The sequence below is a fragment of the Brucella sp. BE17 genome, from assembly GCF_039545455.1.
Lineage (GTDB): Bacteria > Pseudomonadota > Alphaproteobacteria > Rhizobiales > Rhizobiaceae > Brucella.
This window is the reverse complement of record NZ_CP154468.1, coordinates 1484651-1502162: the sequence shown is the minus strand read 5'-3', so window position 1 is coordinate 1502162 and position 17512 is coordinate 1484651. Positions and strand designations below refer to the sequence as shown.

Below are 17512 nucleotides of genomic sequence, written 5' to 3'. Positions count from 1 at the left end.
GACGTCAAGCAGATTCATGAATGCGAAGAAAAAAAACTCAAATATAAAGGATAAGGCTATGATTTCTTTGGGTGACATTCAGGCGGCCGCACAGCGGATCAAACCATATGTACGAAGAACACCACTTTTGGCGGCCGATCAAATAAAATCACCAATCACACAAGGAATTCTTTCGCTCAAGCTTGAATGTCTTCAGGTTTCCGGTTCATTCAAGGCACGAGGTGCCGCCAATCGCGTCATGTCGCTTCCTTCTGACGTGCGTGCTCATGGACTTGTTGCGGCCTCTGGTGGGAATCATGGACTAGCAGTCGCAAGATGCGGTTTTATCGCAAAGGTGCCAGCTACCATTTTCTTACCTCAATCTGTTGCGGCAGAAAAAGTAGCTAAAATGCAGGCCTGGGGTGCAAAAACTGTTATCGGCGGGGCAGACTTCGATCATTGTAACACCCTCGCGAACGACTTGGCCATGAAGGATAAAGCCATATATGTTCATCCTTTTGCAGACCCGTTTGTCGTCGCAGGTCAGGGGACCGTAGCACTTGAAATATTGGAGGATCGCCCTGAAACCGAAACAGTCATTATCGCAGCAGGCGGAGGCGGTTTCGTCACAGGCGCCGGAACTGCAATTAAAGCATTGAATTCTAATATTAAAGTCGTCGTCGTCGAACCTTACGGCTCACCCACACTGCATGACTCTGCCGCCGCAGGAGAAGTGGTTACGCTAAGCGAGATTAAAAGCGCCATCCCCACGATGTCCTGTCGTCGCACCGATGAAAAGCTCTTTGCACAGCTTTCCAAGGTGGTCGATGAATATGTTCTGATAGAGGACGACCATATGGCTCAAGCCGCACAATGGCTCTGGTTTGAAATGGGCATTGCGGCTGACCCAGCCGGTGCGGCAGCCGTTGCGGCGCTTTTATCCGGTGCTTATAAGCCACAAGCTGGAGAAAAAATCACTGTTACCGTTTGCGGTGCCGGATTACCATCCTGATACGCTCCTCAGCATAATTGTTTGCTTTCAGGAGAGAGCCGACATCCCTGGCAACAAGAGGATGAGCCATCATCTTCATTCCTAACGCCCCTGCCCGTCATCGATCTAATGACCGGTGAACAGGCAGGGAGACAGCGATACGATCATAAAGGCGTCTCTAGGTCATGGGCTAAATCAACAAGCATTTTCGCAGCTTTTATGATTGGCTCGATCTCAGCAAACTCATCAATTGCATGGGCCTGATCAATACTGCCGGGTCCAAAAATAATAGTTGGGATAGCGGCATTGTTGACCATTTTTGTTGCATCCGACCCATATGGCACACCAATCGATTCAGGATTGACTTCATAACGGGCACAAACGCTGCTCATGCGAGCCACAATCTCACTCGTCTGGGCAATGTCCATAGCTGAAGAGTCAACGAACGGCGTTTCAACCGCAACACATGCATCGGGAAATTCAGCCACTACCGCTTCGGCGACAGTCTTGAAATCTGCATGAACTTCCAGTCCCAACTCTGTCGGTAAATACCGATAATCGAACCGCAAACGGCAAACAGCAGGAACCGTGTTAGGGCCAATGCCAGCTTCAATTGCTGTACAAGTCAGTGTCGCGGGACCGAGCAGTGGATGGACGTGGGTTCGACGGGCCATTTCAGCGTCATAGGCGTCCAAAATCCGGCGAGCAATTGTAATACCGTTAATTCCTTCCTCAGGCTTGCCTGTATGCGCATTGCGACCTTCGATATTCACCCACCAGCGGACAGTGCCCTTACAGGCTCTGACTACCCGTAGTGACGTCGGCTCCCCCGCAACTCCCAGATCATACTGCTCTTCGCGGGCAAGATGATGCAATATTCCCTGGTAACTGAATTCCTCATCCATCGCAGCGAGAAAATCGACATCCGATTGTGGCGGCATCGCCTTCAATGCGCGCATTGCCAACATAAAAGCCACAACGCTTGCGCCATCATCTACAGCACCACGCCCAAAAATCTTGTCTCCTTCTATTCGGGGATTAAAGGGCTCTGCCATACCGGAAACCTGCACGGTATCCAAATGCCCTTCCCAAAGCATCCTCTTTGTCGCCTGTCGCCCCTTTATCCGCGCTATGAGATTTGGCCGACCCGGCGCCACTTCGTCAATTGCACAATCAATATTCTCGGCCCGAAACCATCCATATAGAGCTTCAGCGACTGCCTGTTCGCCAAATTGCGAAGCATCTTCGTCATTCTCCGTTTGAAAGGCAGGGTTGATTGAGGGGATCGTAATAAAGCTTGAAAGCAGAGAAATTACGGCTTCCCGATTGATCCCGGTATATTTCATCATGGCATATATCTCGCATGTGTGACAACGTTAACATTCAATATCTGATTAATAGTCATTCTGGCTACGTCTTCGGTTAAATAATTTAATGATTGCCAATTTGACTATTGCTTGCGAACGATACGTGTTCCCATTCGCATGCAGTCTTCCGTCCAGTCGAATCGAACGGTCAATGAATGTTAGATCAGCAAGACCCCCGCTGGATCAAGGTAAGGGGAAGCAGCACCCTGTCTTTCTGGGACCCAGCCTTAGTCAATCGAGCAGCAAGCATCTCGCCGGCCAAACGCCCCAACTCTATTGCGTCTACAGCAATAGTCGTAATTCCTGGCGGCAACTCCTGCATCAATGCACAGTCTCCAAACCCTGAAATGGCGATATCTTCAGGCACACGTAATCCACGAGCCTTTGCTTCAAGCAGAGCGCCACAGGCTAGAAGGTCGTTCGCACAAAAGACGACATCCGGGCTATGTTGGCGTAACAATTCAGACAAAGCGACTCGACCATCTTCTTTTGAGCGAACCGTGGGTAAGAGTATGGCACCGGACGCTTCCAGACCAAGACGAGCGCATTCATTCTGAAATGCAACATGACGAATGTGTCCGCGTCCGTACGCGCGACCGATAAATGCCGGACGCCGATAACCACGCTGCGCCAGATATTGAATCATGGCGCTCACGCCATCGGTATTTGAAATACCCACAAGCATATCAATCGGCGTATCGCAGTACGCCCAACTTTCGACGATCGGGATTTTGAGGCGACGAAACAAATCACGATTCAATTCTTGTTCCAGCATACCGGTGATAAAAGCGCCGGCAGGCCGGATTTGCGACAGACTGCGCGTCAACCGCACCTCACGCTCGTAGGAATAAGACGTGCGGGCAAGAACGACCTCGAACCCGAGCGCTTCCACTACGTCCGAAAACGCACCAGCAGCCTGCAGAAATTGTTCACTAGCCATTGAGGAAATGAAAACCGCCACAACATTCGAACGGCCTGAACGCAAAGCACTTGCATGGGGGTTGAGGCTAAACCCGGTCGCACGAACAGCTTCAGCAACTTTCACTCGGGTCTTTTCTGCGACAACTTCTGGCTTACCCAATGCACGCGAAACAGTGATCGCCGATACCCCTGCCAGCTTTGCCACGGCCTCGATACGAACCTGTCTGCCATTCTGTGGGACCTGCTCACTATCGTTATCGGAAACACGGACAACGGGGTCCTGAGTAACGGTAGGGATCGTCATATTCTGCATTGAAGGCCTTTATTACCGATAACTATATGGCTCAGGAGCTAGTGAACCGGATTGAATGTACTTTTACAACTGAACTTTGCAAATACGGATGAACAGACCGCTGGATTAAGACGGCGCAGATGGCGGTGCAGACGAAAACTTTGGCTATCAGGGTTGTAGTTTATATATTCCTACGAAGATCGGATGCGAGCAGTTGCGCTTCACATAAAGCTGCGCTGGCACACGAAAGCGACTATTTTCCAGCGGGGCCATCCAATTGAGAATGTGTTGAAGGGTTGGTGCCGGGAATATGAACACCGTCATGATCTCTGTGTACTGCATGCTATGCTATAAAAATAAGTTCTACACCAAACACGTAATTAAATAGAAATTATTCACGGACCATTATTTTGGTTCTTACAATTTAATTTTGGCGTGAAACGAGGGGGGGATCCGTTCGGAAAGTTAGTGTATGGACGGTTTGACGTGTGAGCTGTCGAGCCTCCATGACCGAGCTGAACCAGTTCACATTCAAAAATTCGTCACGCTATGTTCCATTGAAGGATTCAATAAGAGCATTGTCGGCTTGGTGTTCCAGGCTGGGAGAAAGCCAGTCTGACCTTGTGCCGTAAGCCCATAGATCGATGAACTGAAGGTGTCCGAAAGACGGGCGTGCCGGAATCTCGGTCAGCATCGTCCACAAAGCGCAAGATCGCCAAGACCACGGATGATGAGGCGGCACTGACCGCTGACACCACGGCGCTCGCCCTCAGTATGGTCGCTATGGCTATCGCCGCATCCCGGCGATGCTGCATCAGGCTAGCTGGATCGTGAACGTCAAGCGGGTTGAGCGCATCTGGCGACGGGAGCGGCTAAAAGTGCCTCACAAGAAACCGAAACGCGGCCGACTGTGGTTGAACGACAGTTCGTGCATCCGGCTTCGGTCGGAATATCCCAACCATGTCTGGTCATACGACTTCGTCGGGGATCGCACGCATAACGGCAGGAAAATCCGCATGCTCAACATGATCGACGAGTTCACGCGAGAAAGTATCGCCATCAGGGTCGAGAGAAAGCTGAAGGCCGTCGATGTCATCGACGTGCTTTCCGACCTCTTCATCCCCACCCATATTCGTTCCGACAATGGTCCGGAATTCTTCGCCAAGGCGCTACGGGAGTAGATCGCAGCAGTCGCTGCCAAAACCGCCTACATTACGCCGGGGCAGTCTATGAGAAAACGGCTATTGCAAGAGCTTCAACTCGAAGCTCCGCGACGAACTGCTCAACGGTAAAATCTTTTACACGCTCAAGGAGGCGAAGATAATTATCGAAAACTGGAGACAGCATTATAATACCGGGCGGCCCCATTCATCACTGGGCTACAAGCTGCTTGTACCCCAAGCAGTCGTACGGCCATAGCAGAACGATTCGTCATTCGGGAACAAAACAAGGGCAAGCAGAGCCTGCCCTTTCATTTGTCATTTAGAACTTAGACGTCATATTCAGTCTGAATGTTCGTCCTGGTGACGGCATGAGCCCAAGAGTCAGGGTATCCATATAATAGACATCGGCTACGTTATCGATTGCAGCATCAACTTGAAAGTGATCGTTGATCTTATAACTCGCGAAGAGATCTACCAAGGTGTATGGTTTCCAATCAACATTTACAATCGAACCGCCGACAGCAATGGCGCTATCACCTGTCCGCTTGCCAATGTAGGTTAATCGACTTCCAACGGTTAGTTTATCCTCAAACGCGTGCGCACCAAGGGTGAGCGACATACTGTTTCTCGGTGGTAGTTGATTGATAACATAACTGTTATCTGTTCCACCCGCGTTGCAAAGTTCATGACTGTTTGAAAGCTCGCTTGGATTCGCGCAAAACCGCGTACGTAGGTAGTGGGTATAGGAAAAATCACCGAAAAAGCGACCGGCGGCATACGAAGCAGAAAGTTCGAGTCCTTGCAGCTCCGCCTTATCTATGTTGACGATTGGAGCCCCCACTTCTTTTATAAATGTTCTGGTCAAGTAGTCATCAACTCTATTATTAAAGTAACTAGCTTTCACGCGCAACTTATCACTGTCAAAGTAGATATCATCTTTTAATACATTTAGGCCGAATTCCCAATTGTGTGCATGTTCTGGCTTAAGATTGAACGGAGATTCATCGGTTGAAAAGCCGCGCGTTGTTTCAAAAAGACTTGGAAGGCGGATCGCTTCAGCATACTTTCCATAGAACTGTATACCGTCAACTGGTTCAATAGTTGCTGATAAAACTGGCGCCAAGCCATTTCCATCATAGGCTCTATAAACTCCAGTTTTAACCTCCTGGATCATCGGCATGTTTACAGATCCGGGATTGGCTTTGCGGTGGGCGGTGCGTTCAGCGGCGGAGTGAAAATTAAAAACTTTATCTCCGTGACGTAACGGATAGATTTCAACCTCCCAAGGTCGTGTATCTTTTGATTTAAAATCTGAATATCTGACGGACGCGTTGAACGTCAGCCAGTCATTTGGTTTCCACTCCCCAGATGTGAACAGGCTTACTTCACGACGGTTACCACTTCTTCCCTTCATCAAATCGGCACCATCGCCTGGACTTATGGTCTCGTATGTGTAGCTGCCACCATAGTTTAACGATATTGTTCCAATTGAAGTATCAAATGCCGAGGTATTTTCAGCGTTGAACCCCCAACGTTTGTTTTTCGTTCCGTAGTAATTGTGAAGTATTGGATCATCAAACTGATACCATTGATACGGCGTGGTAAGTTCAGCATCTGTCATCCAAAGTCCTGCCTTTAAGGCAAAAAAATCATTACCCTCAGGATTCCACGAATATTTGGCGGTATAGGTATCCATCTTCACTTGATTAAGCTTTGCTTGGTACGCACCATAGTCTTCAGCGTAAAGAATTTGTGATGGCATGATTTCGCCATAGATGCTGTCATAACGCATGAAGGACAAGTCTAATTTTTGGTCGTAAGGGAGATGAAAGCCTCCCTTGAGAAGAAAAGACTTGTTATCTTGAGACGTATTAAGAACTTGTTCGCCCCCGCGATAGCGATTGAGACCTTCGAAAGCGACGCTTGTATATCCGGGTGCCACACTCGAGCATTCTCCCGCACTGATTCTCATGCAGTTTGGGAAAAGGATCTTATCAACAGTCTTACCACGGGTACCCGCATAGTAGTTGCCGTTTTTACGCCGCGCATAGGCAGCCAATACTTCAACATATTCCGACTTGTAGGCTGCAGCTATACTGCCATTGCCACCGGCAGGCTCAAGGAATGAGGGTCTATCCATACCTTCCGGGCCGCCAAAAGATGTTGGCAGCTGGCCATCGGGATAAGTGCCTGCGCCGTGCAGTCCTCCAGTTGTATCGACCGGAGGCACAGAAGAGCTGTTAGAATTGAAGCCACCTTTAATGCGAATACCAAAGTCCTTGCCCGGACGTAGAATGTCATCGGCGGAAATGGTGTTCATACGCACGATACCGCCAACCGCACCTGCACCGTCGGCTCCGGAGCTGGGGCCTTTCTCGACCATTACCCCGCCTATAAAGTCAGGGTCGACATAGGATCTTCCAGCAATGCCGGAATAGCCACGCCAAACTGTCGTTTCCTGAATGGCTCCGTCAACACTTACGGGAACGCGACCCTGCCCCTGCATACCGCGGATATTCACGTCAAGAGCTGCACCATTGCGGTTGTCTGCATTCAATACGCCCGGTGTGCCAGACAACATGTCACCAACTGATGTTCCGCGAAAGCGTTCGATCTTATCAGCCGATATGTAGGTTTGCGAACCGGCTGTCTGATAAGGCTGATCCGCCAGACCAACCCCCTGACCAGCAGTCACGGTAATCGTATCAAGCAAGGTCGTATCTTCGCCATTTATGATGTCACCTGCGGCAGACCCTCCACTCGGCGGATCGAAAATGGTTACAGTATTTGCATCGGTGAAGCTGTAATGCAGATTGCTTGCGGACAGCAGACGCGACATTGCCTGCTCTCGTGTGTAGCTTCCCACCAAAGCAACACTGTTTTTTCCGGCAACAAGGCTCGACGGAATCAGCATTCTTACACCCGTCCGGCCAGCAAATGCAGCCAGTGCTGAACTGAGATTTTGCGACGGGATATTCAGTGAAACTGTCTGCACCGACACACTCTGCGCGTAAGCTGTTTGCTGTGCTCCTATAACTACAACAAAGCCAAACCCAGTCGATGCCAACAACAAAGCCATCAAAGACTGTCTGCGATGTGTATAATTTTGCCCGGCTCTCAACGCCTCGTCCTGCATAGTACCTGCTCCGTCCAGCATAAGAAATATTTGGGCGTGGCTCGCAGAATTAGCGTTGTTTGGCTGGCCCTCTGTAGGAGAGACGAAATGAGAAGCAAAACTTTATAGGATAAAATTCAATAAATAATAAAATTAATACCAATCAATTGATTTATAATGATATTATTTTCATCCAGCCCTAACCATTACCGGATTATTGTCACTAGAGGCAGATGAGTGATGCGTATTGGAAGCGTACTTGCCAGTGTGTCCAATATGGTCTCTGGAGCGGTGAGATCGAAAGCGCCCGTGACATTCAGGGCGCGAAGCTCATTATTCGCAATAACGATTTTACCCCGGCGATATCGCTCAAGCTCTGAGATGACATCGCCGAGCTTCCGCTGGTTAAAGATAAGACGCCCGCGCCGCCACGAGGTTTCAATATCAGCGTCCACAACCTCTGGCGAAAAAGCGCTTCCAGCACGATCGTATAAGACGCGCTCATTCCCACTCACTTCTACAGCTGTGATAGGATCTGCATCGGTTGAGACCTCGACCAACCCAGACAGAACCGTAACGGCGACATTCTCGGTGCGGATATCGATATCAAATGACGTTCCGATAGCTTCGATCTTCCCCGCCGCCGCGCTGACAACAAAAGGACGCGCGCGATCCGGTGCAACATCAAAAGTTGCCTGCCCATAGAACAATTGCAGCGACCGCTTTTCAGGACGCATGTCAACCGAAAGTGCTGTATCTGCATTCAAAGAAACAGAGGAACCATCGGCAAGCGCGATTGTACGCTGTTCGCCAATACCAGTAACATAGTCCGCAAAAAGCTGTGGCCCGATAAAACCGGTTCGCTGCAACACAACACCCGCAAGCAAGAATATGCCGCCACACAACGCTGCTCGGCGTGTAACTGTAAGCTCGCGGTTTTTTCGTCTGAACTGCGGACCTGCAACACCGATACCGCTCCAGACGGCTTCAGCATCTCTTGCCGCGGCTTCATGCTGATCACTTAATGTTCGCCAGTCGGCAAAAGCATCGTGATCTACTGGAGTAGCCACGCCGGAATGAAGCTTTACCAGCCAGCCGATCGCCTCATCACTGAGGGCAATTTTGTCTGTATGCTCGGTGTTCTCAGACCTCATTTCCCGTCATTACCTCATCATTTTCGCTGAGCCTCTACTCGCACCGAACCGCGACTTCAGTATTCAAATTACAACACCAAATGGCGAGGAACGACTTATAGCCGGAATTAAAAATTAAAAAGGCTGAAAGTGATCTCTGCAATGCCGAAGCGCCTGAGCCAGATAATAAGCCACTGTACTTACCGAAACATTCAGACGCTCAGCAATCTCAGCATGGGTCAGGCCGTCACACCGGTTGAATAAAAGGGCTTCACGCGGATTGACAGGCAGTTTGGCGAGAACACTGACGAGATGGCGAAGATGGTCACGATCAACGATAACCGCCTCCGGAGAAGGATAAGCATCAGCAACAGCGGCAAGCACCGCTTCATCACTGATGCACCGAGATGAATGGCGTTGCTCCTTGCGGATAAGATCTGTGGCTATATTGCTGGCCACACGAAGGATGAACGCTTGCTTATCGCGTATGACTGCGATGTCTGTTTTACTTGTCTGGAGACGAATCCAGGTTTCTTGTAAAGCGTCTTCTGCAAGCTCATGCGAACCAATCCGCTTTTTCAGAATATGCCCTAATCCTCTCCAGTGACAAAGATAAATTGTCATCAGATCGTTGTAGGCCTCAGATTGCACGTTCCTCGTGGTCATCTACTAAACTCAAAAAAGTTATCTATGATGCCTCAATCCAATTGTGGTGTTCAACTAGCAACAGCACCATTTTACCTGACTGTCTTACTCATGTTATGAAACAGATTTCATTGCAACAGCTAATTTTTGAGGTGGCTGGGTTTTTCTGAACAGTTTCTGGTGTTTCGTGAAGTGGATTTCTAACCGATTATGCTGCCATTATCATTGGTGTCAGCGCATTGAAGTAAGCCTGATCCGGTGTCTGCTGGTCAAGGGATGAATATGGGCGTCGGCTGTTGTACAAGTTCAGATACCAGCTGATGCCAGCACGCGCTTCGGATACGGTCTTGTAAGCGTGGAGATAAACCGGCTTTGTCGCAAAATTCTGGGCTGGTGAAGTGTGCCTTATCATTGGACACCATTATTGTGCGAGCTCCGCAAAGAGCTGGAATGGCGAACAGTTGTCGTTGACGAATTGGTTCTTACGGATCATGTTAGCTACTTCGATGCCTGCAATGGCGGCTGAGGCGGAGTGAAACGCTTTGAAGCCCATCATTGGCTTGGTGATCTTCTTGATGGACCGATGGTCTTGCTCAAGAATGTTGTTCAGATACTTGACCTGAAGGATTTCAAACATTCTTCCGGCACCAGTGATTTTCAGGATCATGTTCACAGCCTGTGCACCGGCCAGGTTCGCCCCGCTTTTATCCATGACGACCTTGTCCGGAACACCATCGCAGCCAACGGCGTTCCCGAGAGGGTTGTCATCGGAAAGAGCGGAGCTAGGCAGTGTTCCCATAAACTTGGTTCACCTTTTTGAAGGTATGTGATTCAATCTCCGTGAAAGGAGATTGTCATGCGCCGTCATGAATTGAGCGACGAAGAATGGGGCGTCATCGCACCACTTCTGCCGACCAATACCCGTGGGATTGAACGTGTCGACGACCGCCGAGTGATCAATGGCATCCTGTGGCGCTTCAGAACGGGATCGTCCTGGCGCGACGTGCCGGAACGTTATGGACCGCGCACGACGCTCTACAATCGGTTCTCCCGCTTGTGCAAAGCAAGTATCTGGGATCACCTTCTAGACGCCGTTTCAAAGCGTTACGACGGCGATATCGTGATGATCGATTCATCCTGTATCCGCGTTCACCACCACGGTGCCAACGCTAAAAAGGGTGATCTGCAGATCCTTGCATGGGACGCTCGTGTGGCGGCCTGACAACCAAAATCCATGCACTTGTCGATGCTGATGGCTTGCCGGTTCGCCTGGAATTAACCGCAGGTCAGGCTGCTGATGCCCCCATGGCTGAAAAGCTGCTGAGTGACGTTCAGCCCGGAGCAACGATCCTTGCCGACAAGGCATATGACACCCATGCTATTCGTAACCTCGCCAATCAACGCAAATGCTGGGCGAACATCCCCGCGAAGACCAATCGTAAAAAGACTTTCAGCTTCAGCCGTTGGGTTTATCGTCAGCGCAATCTCGCCGCTCTCAACTTGCTGCCATGAGGATATGGATCGCCTCAGATAATGAGTCCGCATCCTAATCTGGCTGGTTTGCAATCTGTCAATACGATCCTGAAATTCATCGGAACGGGCAGGATCATTGAAATCCGGCAGATCAAATATCTCAACAATATCCTTGAACAGGATCACCGCTTTATAAAACGTCTCACAAGACCAATGATGGGCTTCAAGGCATTTCATTCGGCGGCGGCCACTATTGCTGGCGTTGAGGCCACCCATATGATCCGCAAGAACCAGTTCGCCAATAACAATCGCTCGCCATTCAAGATCTTTGCTGAACTTGCAGCATAAAGACGTCCACAGTTAAGGCCGACTCTACCTCAAACGAAAATTTGCGACAGAGCCGTCTCAAATACGTCGCCATCCCCTTCTGCTGTCATGTCTTCAAGATCACTGTCTACGTCCGTGCTATCATCGTTATCCTCTAGCCTATATAATGAAAACAATAACGCAACTGTCATTAGAGGCTGGCACTAGTAATACCTGACCACCATTGTTGGCAAGCGTGAACGAGGATACATTGCCAAGGTTTGCCGACAAGTCCGCGCCTTTGATCAATGTATCAGGAGTGCTCGAACAGGATTGCTGTATGGGGACAACCCGTGCCATTGCACCTTCGCACGTTTCTTCTTGAGGAACAGCGAATACAACGCCTCCGGCATCAGCAGTAAAATCCTGAGTTTCATAGCGCAGTCCTACCAGACCTTGAATTGAATGCTCGTTCGGTTGAGTAAGACGCCACTCGCTTGCAACCTGTTAGTGTGCACTGTTGGTAAGGATTCGGCCCAAAACAGGATAAACATTCGAACATTTCGTCAGCCCCGCCTGTTTGGTGTGTTCCAGAAAAAGCGTTGGCTCAAGAGATGGATCAGATGCTTTCTGAGCACTTACAGAATATGAGAAAGCTCTTTGCATCATTGGCAACTGCCATATGGAGAACCCGGCAATTGCCAAAAGGACAAGCGCTCCTGAAAACAGAATAGCAGATTTCATTCGCTTCAATTTCTTCTTCTCTTCTTCTGATTCAGGCGTCATTTCTTCATGCCCCTCACGGGACATGATCCTGTCATATATGGATTTGCGAATCATTTGTGATTACCGTTCAGTTGATCACTGCCAGAGCCTGATCAAGCCCCTTCAATGACGTTTTGACCTTAATGATAGTCCCTGATGTGTCCGGATAAGAAACATGGGGCTCCTGTCAACGGCGGACTAAAAACAGGCCAAATGGCGGCGTAAAATTAGTGACGTTGCCCCCAAGTTTTATTCAGTTTTGAGTTTGCTCCAGCGGTTTTGGGTTGCTGTATTTGGGGCGGTAGCGGCGGGTTGGGGTGCGGAGTCGTTCCGGCTGCGCAGCACCGCATCCGCTCGCGAAGGTCATGGTCATCGCTGCGCCTGGTTTCGTAACGGATCGTCATACGGCAAAAGCCCATGGCTTTACACGCCCGCCGTTCGCTCATCTGGTGGTAATCCATCACATGAGCGACAGCTTTACGCCTTGCTGCGGGCGTCACCACTTCTTTCCCAAAAGGTCTTTCAAAGCGGCGTTGTCGAGCATCGCATCGGCCAGGAGCCGTTTCAGCTTCGTGTTTTCGTCTTCCAGCGTCTTCAACCGCTTTGCCTCGGACACGTCCATGCCGCCGAACTTGGCTTTCCATTTATAGATACTGGCATCGCTGACGCCGTGCTTGCGACAAAGCTCCGCGACAGGCGTGCCCGTCTCGTGCTTCTTCAGAATGCCGATGATCTGTTCGTCTGTAAAACGGTTGCGCTTCATTCTCTGGGCCTCTCAATGAGCCAGAGCTTACTTCAAAATGAATTATTTCAACGGGGCAAGGTCATTAGGCCAGTTTACGCCGCAATCGGGGAACGTCGGAAGGGCGTAGCCCGACCAGAGTTAGCCGATTGCGGCGGCGATAATTTTGTGTGTGTTTTAGCGGTGCTTTTTGGCTCGGCTTTGAGCGAGGCGATAGCTGTCGCCGTTCATTTCAAGAATGTTGACGTGGTGGGTGATGCGATCCAGTTGTGTAGCGGTCAACCGCTCGGATCCGAGTGTTTCCGTCCATTCGTCAAATGGCAGATTGCTGGTGATGAGAGTTGCGCCTCGCTCATAGCGTTGCGAGATCAGCTCGAACAGCAATTCCGCTCCAGTCTTTGACAACGGCACGAAGCCCAGTTCGGCAATGATCAGCAACCTATAGGCCGCCATCTGCTTCTGGAACCGCAACAGTCGCCGTTTATCACGCGCTTCCATCATCTCGCTGACCAGGGCAGCTGCCGTGTTGAAACCGACGGATAGGCCCTTTTGGCATGCGGCCAAACCAAGCCCAAGCGCCACATGAGTTTTGCCCGTGCCACTGGGACCAAGCGCGATGACGTTCTCACGCCGTTCGATCCATTCGCAGCGTGCCAGTTCCAGTACCTGGATCTTATTGAGCTTCGGGATGGCTGAGAAGTCAAAGCTGTCGAGACTTTTGACTGTTGGGAACCGTGCTGCCCTGATGCGGCGTTCGACTTTGCGGCGCTCCCGCTCGATCATCTCGCGTTCAGCAAGACGACTGAGATATCCGACATGATCGACCCCTTCGGGGGGCGCATAATCTGGCCAGCTTCTGGTACTCGCGCTGGAAGGTCGGCAGCTTCAAGGTCTTGAGATAATGGGACAGCAGGATCTCTGGTGCTTCAATGTTCATGCCGCTTCTCCTGCATCCGACGACAAGAGGCGCATGTAGGCTTTCGCCGACGTCTTCTCGACCGTTGCTTTGGGTAGGTAAGGATAGATCGACAGATCAAGCCGTGGCGGCCGACGCTCCACCCGACACAGGACAAGATGTTTGACAGCGTCGAAGCCTATTGGCTCCAAGCTGCAGGGCCTGCTTCACCGCTGCATGCAGGTCGGCGAGATCGAAACTTTCCAGCAGGCGCAATATCTGCACATATTCCCGTTTCCCATGCTTTGCCATGCGGCCTTCCATCAACCGACGCAACGTAGCGAACTCTTCGGGCAGAGCCCATCCTTGAAGAGGAGCTGCCTGATCCAGCGCATTGATCTTCTTCTCAATCAGCGGCAGGTAATGTAGCGGATCAAAAACGACATCTTCCCGCCCCCAATTGCGCACATGGCGCGCGATAGTCTCACCGCCGCAGCTGATCACCACCTCATCGACATAGCCCCGTATCCAGACCTGCCTGTGGCCGTAGGCAACCGGTACGGAATAGTCGTTCGTCTTGTAGCGAACCAGAGCTTGAGCCGTTACTGTGCCGCTGGCCTGATCACAGGTGTCGAATGGCGAAGCCGGCAATGGACGCATGGCAGCCAGATCCCGTTGCAGTCGCTCACCGATAGTCTCATTCTCACCGCGCAGCCTGTCTTGTTGACGCTTGCGGCATTGCTCTTCCAGCCAGATGTTGAACGCAGCCCATGTCGCAAACTGCGGAATGGGAACCATGAAGTTCCGCCGTGCATAACCCACAAGGCCCTCAACGTTCCCCTTTTCGTTGCCTTTCCCCGGACGCGCATAACGATCCCGGATTAAGTAATGGGACAGGAAGCCGCTGAACAGCGTCGCGCGCTGACGCGTGCCATCGGGCAATATCTTCGATACCAGGCAACGATCATTGTCATAGACAATTGACTGCGGTACAGCTCCGAAAAAAGCAAAGGCGTGAATGTGGCCATCGACCCAAGCCTCCGCCACGGCCGCCGGATAGGCCCGCACGTAGCCGCTGTCGCTATGTGGTAAATCCAGCACGAAGAAATGCGCCTTCTGTTCAACACCACCAATCTCCACCATCGCCTCACCGAAATCTGCTTGCGCATGGCAGGGCTCATGCGGCAAAGGCACAAACACCTCCTGTCGGCGCTGCTCGCGTTCGCGGATATAGTCCTTGATAATCGTGTAGCCGCCGGTGAAACCGCATTCCGCGCGAAGACGCTCGAACACACGTTTGGCCGTATGGCGCTGTTTGCGCGGAACCTTCACGTCCTCATCAAGCCAGTGATCAATCGTCGCTGTAAAGGCATCAAGCTTCGGACGACGGATCACAGCTTTGCGACGATAACCTGGCGGAACCGAATAGGAAATCATCTTATCAACCGTCGAGCGGGAAAGGTTGAAATGCTTCGCTGCTTGCCGACGGGTCATCCCTTCAGAACAAGCAAGTCGAACCTTCAAATATAAGTCCACGGTGTAAATCCTCTAACCCTCCCGCAATCATCGCAGAAGGATAAATAGGTGGCCGGATTTTACTCCGTCCTCGACAGAAATATTCCGCCGATTTCGTGGACTAATTTTGCACCGCCGTTCTCATTGCGGTCTGACCTCTCGCCCAGGAGATGGCTTCGCCGACGACATCGCGTCCTTCGGCGATGGCATCGACATCGATCTGCAGGTTCGGCCAGAGCGTTCGGGCGCGGACGAGCTGCTGGCGCGTGATTGCCGAGCAACTGCCGGCCAGGATGGCGGTGCGGACGCCGGCGGCTTTGCCGGTTTCGCCGGTATCCTTGTCATTGCGAGCGATGCCGAAGTTGGAGGGTAAGCCCATGGCGACGGCTGAACCGCCGGTGATTAGCGGATGTGTGGCCGCAGCTTTACCAATGGCACGCAGGTCCGCCTCCGACGAGGCATCAACCACGCGATAATGCACACCGTCGCCGGCAACTGCATCACCGATTGCATCGGCGTCAGCGGATGATCCTTCATCGGCGAATCCTGTAGCAACTGCCGGCCGACGAAGAGGTGGCCGTTGAACACGGTACGGCCATTGGCAGGAAAGGCAGGGCAGACGATGACCGCCTTCGCGCCGAGCGCATCGCTCAGGGCGTCTGCGACCGGCCCAATATTACCCTCTGGTGTCGAATCGAAGGTCGAGCAGTATTTGAAGAATATCTGCCGCGCGCCATGGCCCTGCAGCCACTGGAGCGCCGCAAGAGACTGGGTAACGGCATCGGTCGTTGTGACGGTGCGCGATTTTAGCGCGACAACGACGGTATCCGCCTCCTCGATCACTATTGACGACGAGGATAATTACATCCCGAGATAAAATAACTTTAGCAAAGCAACCATTTCGGTGTGACAGACTTGCTGCATTTGAAGGTCAATCGGGTGCTTGCGTAACGAGCGAGCAGTCTCGTTTCTACCGATTGCACACAGTTCTGAAAGCGACAGGTGACGCGTCTTCGAGGATAATCCGAATTAATCTACTCGCTCTGGAACTTCTCCTTCTGCGCCTTTCTAATGACATCGACAAACGTACGCACGGCAGTTGATGGGGAGGAGAACCGTTCACTTCCACGCCGCCAGAAAACGACATATTCGTAGGTTAGGTCAGGTACGAAGGGTATGATCATCAGGCCGAATATGCTGTAGTGTTGTGCTATAAAGCTATTGTCTAGAGCGTGTCCGCTTTACTGGGGGTCATATCCGCACGATTTGAAGTAATTGGCGCATTCTTGTGGTTCGAACAGCGTAACGATTTGGCCAACGGTATTCCATAAGCCGTCGACCGTTCGCTCGGCTTTTGCGCGCAAGACGGCCTTGAGCTTCGCGAATGCCTTCTCGATTGGGTTGAAGTCGGGACTGTATGGAGGAAGGTAAAGCAACCGGCATCCGGCGTCTTCGATTGCGTGACGTACTCCTTCCGCTTTGTGTGCAGGCAGATTATCCATGATGACGATGTCGCCCGGCACCAAGGTTGGAATGAGAACCTGCTGGACATAGGCCTGGAATGCTACCCCGTTCATCGCGCCGTCCAAAACCATGGGTGCGGTCATTCCAGATAGCCTGAGGGCTCCGGTAAACGTCGTCGTCTTCCAATGGCCGTGCGGGACCGGTGAGCGGCATCTATCTCCGCAAGGGGCCCGTCCACGAAGCCGGGACATCTTCGTGCTCAGGCCGGTTTCATCGATGAAGACGAGCCGCGCCGGATCGAGATCGAGTTGGTCGTCGAACCAATCCTGACGACGTTTCAGCAGGTCAGGACGCTCCTGCTCCAGTGCATGCGCGGTCTTTTTTTGAAAGTCCAACCGCGCTTTCGCAGCCAGACGTCAAGCGCGCTGCGGCCGATCGATACGGCTCTGTCCTCGCGCAATCGCAGAACCATCTCGTTGAGCGTGATATCCTTTTCCTCTTCGATTATGCGGATGATGAAGTCCTCGTGAGCATCGAGGCGTGAACCACCGCGTCGGCCCTGCTTGGCAGGCGTCAACTGGGCCGCCCGTGCGCTGGCAATCCAGGCGATGGCCGTTGAAATGCCAATTCCAAATCTGGCTGCCGCCGATCTCGCCGACATGCCATCGCGTGACGCAGCCAGAACGCGGCTACGCAAATCATCACTGAAAGCTCGGGTCATATTGCCTCCGACCAAATCACCAGTC

The 17512-nt window shown here is 51.6% G+C and carries 11 protein-coding genes and 7 pseudogenes; 4 read left to right on the top strand and 14 right to left on the bottom strand.

Features of this window, described 5'->3' with window-relative positions:
• Window positions 1-16 precede the first annotated feature (16 nt).
• Window positions 17-991 (top strand): pyridoxal-phosphate dependent enzyme, encoded by a 975-nt coding sequence (locus AAIB41_RS18315; protein ID WP_343315379.1) that lies wholly within the window; start codon window positions 17-19, stop codon window positions 989-991.
• A gap of 143 nt (window positions 992-1134) precedes the next feature.
• Here the strand turns inward: AAIB41_RS18315 and AAIB41_RS18310 are convergent, their stop codons facing one another.
• The gene (locus AAIB41_RS18310; RefSeq protein ID WP_343315378.1) at window positions 1135-2319 is read right to left on the bottom strand and encodes a M20/M25/M40 family metallo-hydrolase; all 1185 of its coding nucleotides are present in this window, start codon (window positions 2317-2319) and stop codon (window positions 1135-1137) included.
• A 181-nt stretch (window positions 2320-2500) separates the two neighbouring features.
• Window positions 2501-3571, bottom strand: coding sequence for a LacI family DNA-binding transcriptional regulator (locus AAIB41_RS18305; protein WP_343315377.1), 1071 nt, complete (start codon window positions 3569-3571; stop codon window positions 2501-2503).
• Window positions 3572-4199: 628 nt separating this feature from the next.
• Here AAIB41_RS18305 and AAIB41_RS18300 point away from each other — a divergent pair.
• Window positions 4200-4969, top strand: a pseudogene (locus AAIB41_RS18300) (IS3 family transposase); the annotation flags it as partial.
• 63 nt (window positions 4970-5032) lie between these two features.
• Here the strand turns inward: AAIB41_RS18300 and AAIB41_RS18295 are convergent.
• The 5 genes and pseudogenes from AAIB41_RS18295 to AAIB41_RS18275 form a co-directional block, all read right to left on the bottom strand.
• Window positions 5033-7849, bottom strand: coding sequence for a TonB-dependent receptor (locus AAIB41_RS18295; RefSeq protein ID WP_343315376.1), 2817 nt, complete (start codon window positions 7847-7849; stop codon window positions 5033-5035).
• Window positions 7850-8034: 185 nt separating this feature from the next.
• The gene (locus AAIB41_RS18290; RefSeq protein ID WP_343315375.1) at window positions 8035-8982 is read right to left on the bottom strand and encodes a FecR family protein; all 948 of its coding nucleotides are present in this window, start codon (window positions 8980-8982) and stop codon (window positions 8035-8037) included.
• A gap of 114 nt (window positions 8983-9096) precedes the next feature.
• The gene (locus tag AAIB41_RS18285; RefSeq protein ID WP_343315374.1) at window positions 9097-9627 is read right to left on the bottom strand and encodes an RNA polymerase sigma factor; all 531 of its coding nucleotides are present in this window, start codon (window positions 9625-9627) and stop codon (window positions 9097-9099) included.
• A gap of 187 nt (window positions 9628-9814) precedes the next feature.
• Window positions 9815-10015 (bottom strand): integrase core domain-containing protein, encoded by a 201-nt coding sequence (locus AAIB41_RS18280; protein ID WP_343316128.1) that lies wholly within the window; start codon window positions 10013-10015, stop codon window positions 9815-9817.
• A gap of 12 nt (window positions 10016-10027) precedes the next feature.
• Window positions 10028-10339: pseudogene (locus AAIB41_RS18275) on the bottom strand (DDE-type integrase/transposase/recombinase); the annotation flags it as partial.
• Window positions 10340-10456: 117 nt separating this feature from the next.
• Between AAIB41_RS18275 and AAIB41_RS18270 the strand changes: the two are divergent.
• Together AAIB41_RS18270 and AAIB41_RS18265 are read left to right on the top strand one after the other, a co-directional pair.
• Window positions 10457-11085: pseudogene (locus AAIB41_RS18270) on the top strand (IS5 family transposase); the annotation flags it as partial.
• Window positions 11086-11154: 69 nt separating this feature from the next.
• Window positions 11155-11427 (top strand): annotated as a pseudogene (locus tag AAIB41_RS18265) (DDE-type integrase/transposase/recombinase); the annotation flags it as partial.
• Window positions 11428-11892: 465 nt separating this feature from the next.
• Here the strand turns inward: AAIB41_RS18265 and AAIB41_RS18260 are convergent.
• The 7 genes and pseudogenes from AAIB41_RS18260 to AAIB41_RS18230 all read right to left on the bottom strand — a co-directional run bounded on the left by AAIB41_RS18260 (window position 11893) and on the right by AAIB41_RS18230 (window position 17487).
• On the bottom strand, window positions 11893-12225 hold the full coding sequence (locus AAIB41_RS18260) for a hypothetical protein (RefSeq protein WP_343315373.1): 333 nt from the start codon (window positions 12223-12225) through the stop codon (window positions 11893-11895).
• A 269-nt stretch (window positions 12226-12494) separates the two neighbouring features.
• A pseudogene (locus tag AAIB41_RS18255) lies at window positions 12495-12913 on the bottom strand (transposase); the annotation flags it as partial.
• A 156-nt stretch (window positions 12914-13069) separates the two neighbouring features.
• Window positions 13070-13829: pseudogene (istB, locus tag AAIB41_RS18250) on the bottom strand (IS21-like element helper ATPase IstB).
• A pseudogene (gene istA, locus AAIB41_RS18245) lies at window positions 13826-15281 on the bottom strand (IS21 family transposase). Before istA ends, istB begins: the two co-directional pseudogenes overlap by 4 nt.
• A gap of 142 nt (window positions 15282-15423) precedes the next feature.
• Window positions 15424-15681, bottom strand: coding sequence for a nucleotide-binding domain containing protein (locus AAIB41_RS18240; protein WP_343315372.1), 258 nt, complete (start codon window positions 15679-15681; stop codon window positions 15424-15426).
• A gap of 23 nt (window positions 15682-15704) precedes the next feature.
• Window positions 15705-16145 carry a four-carbon acid sugar kinase family protein gene (locus tag AAIB41_RS18235; protein ID WP_343315371.1) on the bottom strand — a complete coding sequence of 147 codons (441 nt, stop codon included), beginning with the start codon at window positions 16143-16145 and terminating at the stop codon, window positions 15705-15707.
• A gap of 398 nt (window positions 16146-16543) precedes the next feature.
• Window positions 16544-17487 (bottom strand): IS630 family transposase gene (locus AAIB41_RS18230; protein ID WP_343313482.1). Its coding sequence is split into 2 segments (ribosomal slippage): window positions 16544-17163 and window positions 17163-17487, totalling 945 coding nucleotides; the frame shifts between segments, so codons are not numbered across the junction.
• Window positions 17488-17512 lie beyond the last annotated feature (25 nt).